12 protein-coding genes are annotated in these 12,139 nt (G+C 55.5%); 5 read left to right on the forward strand and 7 right to left on the reverse strand.

The window, feature by feature from the left end; genetic code table 11:
- The first annotated feature begins 49 nt into the window (after positions 1-49).
- From ACR0EN_RS01405 to ACR0EN_RS01420, 4 genes are read left to right on the forward strand one after another with little or no spacing between them, the layout of a single operon-like run.
- The gene (locus ACR0EN_RS01405) at positions 50-901 is read left to right on the forward strand and encodes a branched-chain amino acid ABC transporter permease (RefSeq protein WP_170393269.1); all 852 of its coding nucleotides are present in this window, start codon (positions 50-52) and stop codon (positions 899-901) included.
- A 2-nt stretch (positions 902-903) separates the two neighbouring features.
- The gene (locus ACR0EN_RS01410) at positions 904-1,851 is read left to right on the forward strand and encodes a branched-chain amino acid ABC transporter permease (protein WP_170393268.1); all 948 of its coding nucleotides are present in this window, start codon (positions 904-906) and stop codon (positions 1,849-1,851) included.
- Complete coding sequence (locus tag ACR0EN_RS01415; RefSeq protein WP_170393267.1) at positions 1,848-2,579, forward strand: ABC transporter ATP-binding protein; 732 nt, start codon at positions 1,848-1,850, stop codon at positions 2,577-2,579. The genes ACR0EN_RS01410 and ACR0EN_RS01415 overlap by 4 nt, the downstream gene beginning before the upstream one ends.
- Complete coding sequence (locus ACR0EN_RS01420) at positions 2,579-3,286, forward strand: ABC transporter ATP-binding protein (protein ID WP_170393266.1); 708 nt, start codon at positions 2,579-2,581, stop codon at positions 3,284-3,286. Before ACR0EN_RS01415 ends, ACR0EN_RS01420 begins: the two co-directional genes overlap by 1 nt.
- A gap of 7 nt (positions 3,287-3,293) precedes the next feature.
- Here ACR0EN_RS01420 and ACR0EN_RS01425 read toward each other — a convergent pair whose 3' ends face one another.
- The 5 genes from ACR0EN_RS01425 to ACR0EN_RS01445 form a co-directional block, all read right to left on the reverse strand.
- Positions 3,294-4,046, reverse strand: a complete 753-nt coding sequence (locus tag ACR0EN_RS01425) for an outer membrane protein (protein WP_480584883.1) — start codon at positions 4,044-4,046, stop codon at positions 3,294-3,296.
- Between the two features lie 80 nt (positions 4,047-4,126).
- A complete protein-coding gene (locus tag ACR0EN_RS01430; RefSeq protein WP_170817690.1) occupies positions 4,127-5,371 on the reverse strand; it encodes a DUF3179 domain-containing (seleno)protein in 1,245 nt (414 codons plus the stop codon).
- Between the two features lie 45 nt (positions 5,372-5,416).
- Positions 5,417-7,084 carry a sulfatase-like hydrolase/transferase gene (locus ACR0EN_RS01435; RefSeq protein ID WP_170421294.1) on the reverse strand — a complete coding sequence of 556 codons (1,668 nt, stop codon included), beginning with the start codon at positions 7,082-7,084 and terminating at the stop codon, positions 5,417-5,419.
- A gap of 99 nt (positions 7,085-7,183) precedes the next feature.
- The gene (locus ACR0EN_RS01440; RefSeq protein WP_170625986.1) at positions 7,184-8,824 is read right to left on the reverse strand and encodes a sulfatase-like hydrolase/transferase; all 1,641 of its coding nucleotides are present in this window, start codon (positions 8,822-8,824) and stop codon (positions 7,184-7,186) included.
- On the reverse strand, positions 8,821-9,099 hold the full coding sequence (locus ACR0EN_RS01445; RefSeq protein WP_480569452.1) for a hypothetical protein: 279 nt from the start codon (positions 9,097-9,099) through the stop codon (positions 8,821-8,823). The genes ACR0EN_RS01440 and ACR0EN_RS01445 overlap by 4 nt, the downstream gene beginning before the upstream one ends.
- Before the next feature lie 239 nt (positions 9,100-9,338).
- On the opposite strand from ACR0EN_RS01445, the gene ACR0EN_RS01450 reads away from it, so the two are divergent.
- Positions 9,339-10,556, forward strand: a complete 1,218-nt coding sequence (locus ACR0EN_RS01450) for a tetratricopeptide repeat protein (protein WP_480584887.1) — start codon at positions 9,339-9,341, stop codon at positions 10,554-10,556.
- Positions 10,557-10,567: 11 nt separating this feature from the next.
- On the opposite strand, the gene ACR0EN_RS01455 is transcribed toward ACR0EN_RS01450, so the two are convergent.
- Both ACR0EN_RS01455 and ppk2 read right to left on the reverse strand, forming a co-directional pair.
- Positions 10,568-11,182 (reverse strand): TetR/AcrR family transcriptional regulator, encoded by a 615-nt coding sequence (locus tag ACR0EN_RS01455; protein ID WP_170393260.1) that lies wholly within the window; start codon positions 11,180-11,182, stop codon positions 10,568-10,570.
- Positions 11,183-11,265: 83 nt separating this feature from the next.
- Entirely contained in the window at positions 11,266-12,135 is an 870-nt protein-coding gene (gene ppk2 / locus ACR0EN_RS01460; RefSeq protein ID WP_170393259.1) for a polyphosphate kinase 2, read from the reverse strand.
- Positions 12,136-12,139: the final 4 nt, after the last annotated feature.

Below are 12,139 nucleotides of genomic sequence, written 5' to 3' on the forward strand. Positions count from 1 at the left end.
GCTTGAAACGGGTGCGCGGCAGCGCGCACCCGCAGCCAAGGATCCATTTATGTTGCAGATACTGATTCAGGGGCTTTTGCTCAGCGGTCTCTACGCGCTTATAGCAATGGGGTTTACGCTGATCTTCAGTATAGGCCGCGTTCTGAATCTCGCCTATGGCGCCTATCTGATGGTCGGCGGCTACATTTACTTCTGGATATCGCAGTCACTTGGTATGCCAAAACTCATGGGCGTTGCCGTTGCCGCTGTGCTGGGTGTTTTGATGGGAGTTCTGAAGTACCGCCTGATCGTCAAAACGCTCAAAGGGGATCACGTGGCTGTCGAGATTTCGACGTTGATCCTTGCTGTCGTCATTCAGGCCGGGATCGTTTTGGTCTTTGGCGACAGCAGCAAAATCCTTTTGCCGATTGTCCCCGGTGTGATCAATGTGGCCGGGGCCTCGGTCACGTATAACATCCTGATTGCAACCCTTATTAGCTGGGCAATTCTGCTAGGGCTCTATGCCTTTGTGCGGCTCACACATACCGGACGGGCGATGCAGGCGGTGTCGATGGATGCTAAAGGCGCTGCAATTTCCGGGATCGATCCGGATCGCATCAATCTGATCACCTGGGGTATCTCTGGCGCATTGGGCGCAATCGGAGGCGTCTTCTTTGCCAGCTACACTCAGCTATCGCCATCCATGTGGGTGGCTCCGCTAATCATTTCGGTGGCTGTGGTTATCGTTGGCGGGATCGGATCGATCCTGGGCACTTTGGTGGTGGCGCATATTGTGGGCTTCCTCGAAGTCATCGTTGTGGCGACGCTTGCACCTGAGTTGCGCGGTGTTTTCACGATGCTGTTGATCATCGGGGTGCTGGTCACGCGACCGCAGGGCCTGTTCGGCCGAGAGGAGCTGTGACGATGGGGCTACGCTGGTTTCACTTTGCACTCTGGGGTGGCTTGATCGTCGGAATGTTCCTGCTTCCGCAATTCGTCTCGAACGGGACGATGCGCACGATGATCTTTGCCAACTACCTGGCGATCTTCGCTATCAGCTGGGACGTGTTGTCTGGCCGAACAGGCTATGTGAGCTTTGGTCATCCATTCCTGATCGGTATCGGGGCCTACACCACGGCAATCCTGACCAAGCGCTTTGACGTCGCTGTCGAAATCTCGATCCCGATCGCCGTACTTGTTACCATGATCGCGGGCCTATTGGTGCTGCTACCAGCGCTGCGTATCCGTGGAAGTTATTTTGCGCTCGTCACGCTGGCGTTCATGGAGTTGCTCTACCAACTGGTTCAGGTCATTCGCCCGGATCTGACCGGCGGAACACGCGGCATGTCGGGTATTCAAACTCTGACGCGCGGCGCGGCGAACGGGTATTATCTGTCCACGACGCTGATGTTGGCGATCGCCGTTAGCATGTGGCTTTTGATGAAGACGCGACTAGGTACGGCCTTGTCTGCCATCGGAATGAACGAGGAAAGTGTGCGCGGTTCGGGCCTCAGCACCACGCGCCTCAAAGCTTTTGCCTTTCTGACAAGTGCGATGATCGCGGGCTTGGGTGGTGCCTTCTACGTTCACTATCTGGGATCGCTCGCGCCGCGTGCGTTGTTTGATATTAACTTCCTGTTCACAATCATCGTTGCGGCACTTCTGGGGGGAACCTCGACCATCATTGGCCCCATGATCGGCGCGTTCTTCATGACATTCCTGTTGGAGTATCTGCGACCGGTCCTTCCTGGCGCCGAACGGTATTTCGTCTACGGAGCCATAGCGCTGCTCCTCTATATGTATCAGCCGAAAGGCATTGTTGAGCTGGTTCGGCGTGGTTTCAAAGGCCTGGGCAAGGGGCGGACGACATGAGCGTGGCGTTACAGGTTTCAGGTCTGGTAAAACGTTTCGGCGGATTAGTCGCGACGAATGATCTTTCGTTCTCTCTCAAAGAGGGCGAGTCGCTTGGCTTGATCGGTCCCAACGGGGCAGGCAAGACGACCGTGTTCAGCCAGATCATGGGTGAGTTGCGGCAAAACGGCGGAACGATCGAACTGTTCGGGCAGGAGATTTCGACACTGTCGACGCCACAACGCATTCGGGCCGGGGTCAGCCGAACCTATCAGATCCCACGCCCGTTTGGTGATATGAGCGTTGCCGAAAATATCCGGGTTGGCCTAATGCCCGACAATATCTGGCAGATGATCGTCTCACCCCCAGATAAAGAACGTGAGCGAGAGCTTGCGCTCAGCGTCGGGTTTACAGAAGCGGATTTGAAACGCGCGCCAACAGAACTGGCCATGGGTGATCTGCGTAAACTTGAGATGGCGCGCACAATGGCAACCGCGCCCAAGGTGATGCTGCTGGATGAAGTGTTTGCGGGTCTCACCACAGGAGAGATCGCCCAAATCTCTGATCTCATTCAGTCGATGCGCAAAGATGGGATGACTTTTCTGATCGTCAGCCATGATTTGCCTGCGCTTGAGCCATTGGTCGACCGCGCGATCGCCATTGAACGGGGCACGATGATTGCCGAGGGCTCGTTCAGCGAAGTCATGAACGACAAGGCTGTTCAGGCCTCGTATCTGGGGGGCGCGTAATGTCGTATCTGGAAATCGAAAACCTGTCGGCATTCTATGGCAAGGCGCAAGCGCTGACCGACATCTCGATCACCGTCCAACCCGGTGAGATTGTCGCTGTGGTGGGTCCAAATGGGGCTGGAAAATCGACCTTGCTGGACAGCATCATGGGGCTAGTCAAAATCGAGGGCGATATCCGGCTCAGGGGGCACAGCCTTGCCGGTCGGACGCCTTCCGAAATTGTACGACATGGCGTGGGTTATGCGCCCGAACGCTTCAACCTGTTTCCCTATATGTCAGTGCGTGACAACCTAATGGTCGGTGCCTTCACGGCCCGCGAGGACATCCAGAGCAATCTGGCAATGGTACACAGCCTGTTCCCGCGTCTCGAAGAGAGGGAAGGGCAGGAGACCTCGACCCAGTCGGGCGGGGAACGTCAGATGGTCTCGTTCGGACGCGCGCTGATGACCAGCCCCGAGCTGTTGCTCGTCGACGAACCGACGATTGGTCTGGCCCCAAAAATCTGTCACGAAATCGCCGAGGTGGTGCGCAAGCTCAACAAGGAATACGGGCTGACAGTTGTAATCACCGAGCAAAACGCCAATTTCGCGCTTTCGCTTGCGAGCCGGATTTACGTGCTCGAGTCAGGACGCATGCAGACATCAGGCACCGCAGACGAGTTGCGGAATGATAAGCGATTGCTCGAGGCTTACTTTGGCGGTCACTAGAAGCCGCTTAGAAGCGGTAAGTCGCGCCAATCAGTGGACCGGATTGGTCGAACTTGAAATCGTTCCCGTCGATGTCGTGGTCGAATGAGATATAGCGGTATCCACCGCGGATCAGCCAACGATCATTAATCGCATAGTCGGCTGTCAGCAGAACCTGCCATGTCTCGCTGCCACTGCGGAAGCCGCCATAGTCTACAAACCCAGTTCCTGACCATTTGTCCGAGAAATTGACGCGTGCGCGGGCCCCGATCACGGGATCGGTCCAGCTTGAATCAACCGTTGTTCGGCGGCCGGGGGCCGCGCCCGGTTGCAATTCAAAGTCGGTTTCCGTGCTGAACCACCTGAATCCACCGACAATATCCACATTCGCGGTTTGATCCTCGTAGACCCTATAGCCGACATAGCCGCTGAGAAATTGCGTGGTAAAGGATGTGTCCAAGCCTGAGCTGGCAGGGCCGGGAGTGTCGCTGCTGAAAGACAGATTGGTATAGTTATAGTCGGCCAACAGGGACCACCGGCCATTTGTGGCGGCAAACGCGGCCATGAAGGCAAAATCGAGATTGTCTAACGCATCGGAAAAACTCAGAGTGCCATCCAGTGTACCCATCGGTGTGCTGAGTGAGGTCTCAGTTTCCGGCATGAAAAGATAGATTGAGGCCTCATATGACCAGTCCGACTGTTGGGCCAAGGCCATTGGTGCCATCGAACCTGCCATTGCGAGGCCAAGCGCCAATCCTGTCCACTTTACTGTCACATCCATTTTCCGTCTCCCGCCAAGAACCTTGAATTGATTTCTATTGTCGCCTCATGCCAACCTAGCCAGGCGCATTGTTCGTTCTTTCATGCTGCAACGTCTTCGGATTTGCCTGCGCCGTCACCGACACGATTGATATCGGTGCTGGGAAAAAACTCGGACCAGACATGCCAGAACACGCCTGCGCGCAGGGTTTCGACCCGTTGTAGTTGGCCCTGATCAGACATTCCCCAAAAGTCACATTGGGTCACGGGTTGACCGCTGTCATTGTACCAAACGCCCAAGCTTTCAAATTTTGGATCGAGGCTGACGACGATATCCCGCCCGCCGACACGCGCGTTGACGATCCAATCGTTGTCGACAACGAAATCGTCGGTCCAGCAGGTGGCATCCTGTCCGATTGTGATCCCCCAGACATAGGTTTTATTCGGCAGCCGATTGTCCGAACGGTCCATGTTGTCCATCACCGGAGCCTCTTCCTGATGCTGGCGGCCAATGCCCCAGCCGAACGTGATCTCGGTCATCATGTCCAGCAACCGCAGCAAGGGGTTTGGGGAGGGTTTGTTCAAAAACACCTCTCCATCCGGGAAAGCCTTTTGAAATCCACGGAAAGTCATCCGATAGGTTGGCCAGGGTGTCATCTGCGCTTCGGGCCGCAGAGGGCACGCGAGGCCGTTTGCATTTGTGTCACGATCCGCTTCGCGAAAGCCGTATATGTGCTGGATGGGTTCACCAGTATCGTTGTCCCGCAGGATCAGGTTGTTGCCGTGCTGGGCGAGAACCTCAAGGTTCAGCCGTTTGCCTTCGATGCTTGGCGCATAGCCCTGACCGAGATTGGCCATGGCGCAATAGGTCATCACGACGTCTTCTCCGCCCAGCCCTTTGTCGTCGCCCGCCAAATGTGGGCGCATGATTTGTGCATCAGGATGGGCTCGGGCATGGCCGTCATTCTCAATCACCATCACGGGGGCAGTCGGCCCGACATATTTGCGGGCCTCGTCGATGGGAAAATACTGCGCGTCATTTAGCTGATTTCTCAGACCTAGATGAACCCAGACATAGGGAAAGCCATAGAGAAGTAGAACAAGTAAAGCGGCAATGAGCCAAAGCCAGAACGGCCCGGCTCCCAGGGCGAAATGCGCGAGCGTTGCGAGAGCAAATGCGCCCAACCCGATGGCAATCAAGCGGTATTCATTGCGGATGAAACGCACCATATTCTCGCGCTTTACCTTCAACAGCATCTGGGACACGTCGCCCAAATCACGGAAGTAGACGAACCCGATTCCAAGTGATCCGATTAAACCCAGTGCGAATAGGAGTAATCCAAGCATGTGATGATCCTAGAAACTTGAGTGAATGACGACGGCGACACCGTGCTATTGCTGCGGGGATTGGCTTTTGATCAGGAAAGCCTCGACCGCTTGTTGGGTTTCGGGGCGCAGGTTCTCGATCCCTTCATAGGGCACGCCATACGCGGGTGGCGTGTCGGGGAATTTCTCTTTGCGGGCCATGTGTCGGCCAAGGATGCGTGCGAATTCCTGCCCGCCCCAGGCGCCAACCTCGGTCGAGACTGAATATTCCTCGCGCGTGTCCCGGTAGAGATCAAAGAACTTTGCCAGAATAGCGCTTTCCCCGGCTCCCGGCAGTTTGAGCTTAAGCTGGTCCTTCACGATCGCCTCGGGTTTGTTCACCGAATAGATGATCACGTGATCTCTGCGCGCTTTGGCTTCGTCCGCAAACAATAGCGCTGCGGATTGATCGACGCCATCCACCAGACGATCTCGCGGGATGTATTGCTCGGCCCCCGCAAAACGTGAAAGCGTTGTATAAAGGTCCGAAACGTGAATGATGCTGTTCAGCAAACCATCTGCCTGAATCATCCCCGGCCAGCGAATAAAGGCGTCTACCCGAACGCCGCCCTCAGTCGTATCCCCTTTGCCACCAGCATATATCATCGGAGTATAGCCCGATTGCGGGGCGTATTTGGTAAAGTGGCCGTTGTCCCCCATAACGATGACGATGGTATTCTCGCTGACCCCCAACTCTGCCATGCTGGCGAACAAATCACCCAACCATTGATCCAAAAGTTGCATCTTGTCGACATAGAGACCGCCATTCGCGCTTTCGGGACCAGAGCGTCCGGCGCGGGTATTATCCAGAGGGATCATCGGCCAATATTGCAGGAAAAAGGGGGTATCGTCGCTGGCAAGACGTTCAAGCTCTGACAAGGTTTTGTCCTGAAAGGCCTGGTTCATCTCATCGTATTTGGCCGCATTCCAGCGCTCACCTGACTCCATCCGAATTTCGCGAATAGGACCGCCTGTTTCGCCTTCGATGACGGTCATCATCGCTGAGGCGTCCGGCCTGAACCAACCGTCCAGCGTGTATTTGTCATCATAATCTCTGATCGCGACCGAGACCTGCTCTTTGATTGCATCATCATTGAAAATCGTCAGCTGACCCTGCTGGTGAATGGCGTGTTGCGCATAATCAAAGCCTTGGTTCATCGCCCAACTTTCCGCGATATCTCCCATGTGCCACTTGCCAACATGGCTGGTTGCGTAACCAACCTGTTTCAGCACTTCGGCCAACGTCACTTCTGCCCCCGGCAGGCCAAAGCCGGCAATATCAACGGTGGTATCACCCATTCCCATGCGTACAGGCAGCCGCCCCGTCATTTGGGCGACGCGAGTAGGGGTGCAAGAGGGTTCGGTATACATCCGAACCATGCGCATCGCGTCGTCGGAGAAATCGTTGATATTCGGCGTCGAGTAACCCCGAACGGCGTTCAACTCGGGTATCCCCATGTCGCCGAATCCCAGATCATCGATCAGAACGCTGATGATGTTCGGTGGCTTGCCGTTGTTGCCTTCGCGAAATGCAGCCAGGGCTTCATCCACAGCCATATCATCCTGGGCCCATTGCTCTGCGCGCTGTGCTTGCAAGATATAGAATTCGGCATCGTGTTGGATTGGGTTTTCTTGCGCGAACGTGCTGCGCGCGGCAAGGCCGACGAATAAAACCAATACCCCTGAAATCTTCATTCGATATCCCCCGATCGTGTACTGGGCGGAACGCAAACACTCCTGCCGCTGATTTCACATCAAAACATTATCATATTTAAACAGGAATTTCTGTAGCCTTCACTGCTGCCAGCTGGTGAACACATCGCGAGCCAGTTCAGATTCCGGGCGCAGGTTGTCGATGCCCTCGTAGGGGATGCCGCGCCCGATTTCGGAATGCGGGTGTTTCGCGATCATCTTCTGATGGCGTTTGATCATGTCCTGAAACGACGCTCCGGCCCAAAGTGAGTAACCGACCAAAGGGTGCAGTTCGCGTGGATCACGATAGATGTTGAAGGTCGGGGCCGCCGCTCCGGGTTGGCCGGGCGCGGGCAGGTGCATTTTGAATTCCTGCTTGACCACCGAGCGCAAAACCGGGCCTTCATAGACATATACATAATCGCGGCGACCGTTGCCTTCACCGTTCAGCAGCAGGGCGGTCTGATCGACACCATCGATGATGCGGTCGCGCGGGATATGATCAGTCGCGCCTGCGATCCGAGCCATTGTGGTATAGATATCAGACACATGAAAGATATCTCCGGCGGCGCTGTCAGCCTCGATTACTCCGGGCCAGCGAATGAATGCATCCGTGCGTACGCCACCTTCCAGATGTTGTGTCTTACCGCCACGATAGATCAGTTGATTGAGCCCCGAAGTTCCTTCGTAGTGGTACATCAGTCCATTGTCGGCCATCAAAACCACAATCGTGTTGTCGGCTTCTCCGGTTTCTTCGAGCTTGACCAGCAGGTCACCGATCCAGCCATCCAGTAGTTGCAGTTTGTCAGCATGAAACCCGCCGTTGCGAGAGATCGCGTTCTCGGAATAAACGAAATTCAGCGGGTAGAGCGGCCAATATTGCAGGAAAAACGGTTCTTCCTCGGCTGCGGCACGCTCCAATTGCTCAAGAGCCTGACGCTGATACCTCTCGTTCATCGCTTCATACTTGGCTTGGGTCCAGACCTCGCCCGGTGACATATCCACCTCTCGGGCGGTGCCGCCTGCTTCTGCCTCGACACCAGTCACCAGTCCGTATGGTTTGAAACGCTCATCCAGCAGAAACTGATTGTTCTGCCCCTCGGGCACGTATCCGAGCATGTTATTCGCGCGCATCGCCTCGGGGGTCATGAGGCTCAGTTGAACTTGTTGATGCAGGGGGAAGGCGGCCCAATCGAAACCTTGGTTGTGGGGGTAGGCCTGTTCGATATCACCTTGGTGCCACTTGCCGACATGCACGGTGTTGTAGCCAACCTCTTTTAGGATCTCGGGCAGGGTCACCTCGCTGGCTGGAAGGCCTTCGCCTACCAGAGCCACTTTGACTTCTGTCACACCGGCACGCACCGGATGTCGCCCCGTCAGCATTGCCGTGCGGGTCGGCGTGCACGAGGGTTCCGTGTACATTCGCATCAGCGACAAACCTTCGGTGGCGAACTGGTTGATGCTGGGCGTTTCGATGCCCATGACGTAGTTCATCTTGCGATCACCCATCTGACCAAAGCTGATGTCGTCGATCAGGATGTACAGGATATTGGGTGGTTTGCCCCCGTTTGCGTCGCGGATTTCGGCCAGTTTCGCGTCAATCTCAATGTCCTGGGCATCCCAGACCGCGCCGAACTGGGCACGCAGAAATTCGAACTCACCATCGTGAATAATCGGGTTCTGTTGGGCATATGCCGAACCTGCAGTGAGGATTAGCGCGGGCAAAATGTGTTTCAGGGTCATTTCAAGCCTTTCGTTTTATCCATATGCCCAAGCGTACCCGGAACGTCTGACAGCTTTGCTTCGATAGAGCTTCGCAAATCAGTAACGGTTTCCGCCAGATCCGCGAGGTACCGAGGGCGAACGCCCGTGTCGGAAAGAGGAGACTGTGCCAGCTCGGTCATCATCTCCTGATAATCGAGGCAAATCCGGTCGAACTCACTGTCTTGGGCGCGCATGTTTCGCATCAGAACGGAGGTTCCCGGGAATTGTGCGTCAAAGAAGTCTTCTTCGTCCATCCGCGTTGCCTTCGTGGAAATTGCTCGTAAAGCATGCGTTCCCTAGAATATGACTTGAACGTATAAAGCCGCATGCTACCGTAGCACCATGGGGTCAAGCCATTGTCATGAAAGGATAGTTCTTGATTTCCCGGGGGGATAACAAACAACGTGACACAGCGCCTTCTTTCTCGGATGAGGAGGTGCGAAGTGCCCTTGGGCGGGTTTTGGCCTCGGGTGGTTTCAAAGGATCTGCCCGAATGCGGGCCTTTCTTAACTATGTCGTGACCGAAGCGCTTGCCGGCCGCACGGATGAGATCCGCGCCAAGACCATTGCCATGGATGTTTATGGTTACAGCGCCGAAGACTTGACCAAGCGGGAAGGGGTTGTGCGCGTTGATGCGGGTCGTGTCAGGCGAAAGCTAAAAGCTTACTACGGAGGTGATGGCGAAGCTGATCCCGTGGTGATTTCACTGCCTGTCGGTAGCTATGCACCCGAATTTACGCTGGGGAGTTCGCAAGCCCAGAACCCACAGGGCATTCGGCGAAGCGCGTTGGTCATCGCGTTCTTTCTGGCTTTGATTGGCTTAGGCATCTGGGTATCAGGCTATTACTCAAAGAATGAGCCTCGCAGCGCTGTGGGCCGAGGGCAAAGCGCGATTTATGACGTATCTCCCGCGCGGGTAGAAGCGATAAACCTTTGTAGTGCTGGCCGCGATGTGATGTTCCCCGTCGTTGACCTATCGCGCCTGCAGCCGGCTTTGCTGATTTTTGAGACGGCGATTGAACGAGATCCACTCTTTTTCTGCGGCTATGCCGGAGCGGCACAGGTCGAGACCATGCTGGCCATTTTGTTGTTCTTTGAACCGGATGCAGAAAGGTATTTGAAGTCTGCCGATGAAAAAAGCGCCCATGCGATGGATATCGCACCTGATGAGGCCTGGGCGCTTTCGGCGCGGGCCTGGCTGGAATTTGCACTGGGCAATTTCGATCGGGCATCGGCCCTGTCTCGCAGAGCCGTTGATCTGGCCCCCACCGATCCGCATGTCGCTGAGTTCGATGCACTTATTTCACTCTATACTCTGAATTTCGAGCGGATCCTGGCGCAATCTGAATGGTATGAAGAGCTCGCGGAACGCAGCGGCGGGCTTGTCTTTGGCAATGTACTAGGGTCTGCGCATTTTCATAGCGGAGACTATGCAGCGGCGATCCGAACTTACGAGGACACGATCGAGCGCGGAGGACCATTTGGGCCGATTTCAGCGGCCTATCTGATGGCCGCACATTGGAACAATGGCGAACAAGTCGAGGCACGGCGTCTCGCCAATGTTTACCAGAAAACTTGGCCTGGTTTTCCGCTGGAGGCCCTGAAGCGCCGCGTATTCAAAGAGTCGCAACCGGTTGATGCGCTTATTGCAGGCGTGAGGGCAGCGGGAGTCCCGTTGATCGACGGCGAGACCGCCCGCGAAAGCGATTGACTGGCAGGGTCTTATTCGTCCTGTGCGACCAGACCCAGACCGCGCAGATAGATACCAATTCCGCTCTCCAGAAGGTCTTCGGGTGGGAAGGGGGAACTTGCGCCGGTATTGCGTGCGAAAAGTTCGACAACACCATGGCTCATGGCCCAGATATGGGCGCTGAACATCGAAGCGGGCGGACGCTTCTCCGGCGGAATATGCTGCGACAGATCGCTGGCGGCCTTTTCAAGCACGTTTTTGGCCCGGTTCGCGGCCAGCGCCAGTTCCGGTGTACGATTGATTGAAATCCCGCTTTCGAACATCGCAATATAATAGCCGGGGTGCTTGCGGGCAAAGGCGAGATAGGCGCGGCCCGTGGCCTCAAACGCCGCAAGTGCCGAGGGTTGCCCTTTGTCATAGGCAAATTGCATCAGGTCGGCGAACATCTCAAACCCCTGACGGGCAGCCTCGGCGATCAGGTCCTCACGCCCTTCGAAATGGCGATAAACGGCTGCGGGAGTGACCCCAGCGGTCTTTGCGGCCTCTGACAATGTAAAACCGGTCGGTCCCTTCTGTTCGATCAGGGACAAGGCAGCCTCCATCAAGGCTTGCTTTAGGTTTCCGTGGTGATATCCGCGTTTCGTCATCCCGGCCTCAGGCGCGTTTTATTGTATATATGCAGCGGCCAGGGCCTAATCCAGCGTAGGCTGAGCAGAGTGTTGCAATTAGCTTATGCATCCCAGATTTCCGGACCACCACTGATCTTTTCATCCGGCATGCCCACCACTTCCAGGTTTTTGCCTTCGTAGTCGAGTTGGCTTAGCACGGTGCGAATGGCTGCCAGCCGGGCGCGTTTCTTGTCATCCGATCGAATGATCGTCCAAGGGCAGTTTTCGGAATGGCTTCGTGTAAGGGTTTCGGTAATCGACTGGCTGTATTCGTCCCATTTGTGTAGGCCTGCGATGTCGATCGGGCTGAGTTTCCACTGCTTCAGAGGGTCGGTTTCGCGGGCAAGAAAGCGGTTAAGCTGCTCGGCGCGCCCGACATTCAGCCAGAACTTGAAGATATGTATGCCATCATTGCTAAACCCGGTTTCCAAGGGCAGGACCTGCCTGAAAAAACGTTCACGCTCTTCCGTCGTGCAGAAGCCAAAGACATTTTCGACAACGCCCCGATTATACCAACTGCGATCAAAAAACACGATTTCACCGGCCGATGGGAGATGAGAGATATAGCGTTGGAAATACCATTGGCTGCGTTCTGCGTCCGAGGGTTTGCTGAGCGCCACGTTCCGCGCGCCCCTCGGGTTCAAATTCTCGCGGAACCGTTTGATGGTTCCGCCTTTGCCAGCGGCGTCACGGCCCTCGAACAGGATAGCGATGCGCTGGTCATTCTCTTTGACCCATCGCTGCATCTTGACCAGCTCAATCTGCAGACCTTCCATCTGCTGATCGTATTCCTTGCCTTTAAGCTTTTTGGAGTAGGGGTAGGTCGGGTTCAGAATTTCACCCTTCTTGGCCTCTTCAATAGCCGAGCGTATGGGTTTTGGGGCGTGGTTGTGAAAATAGTTCTCGATAGTGTCCGGGTCTGATTGGGTCATGCAC

The organism is Ruegeria sp. AB7, assembly GCF_056542625.1.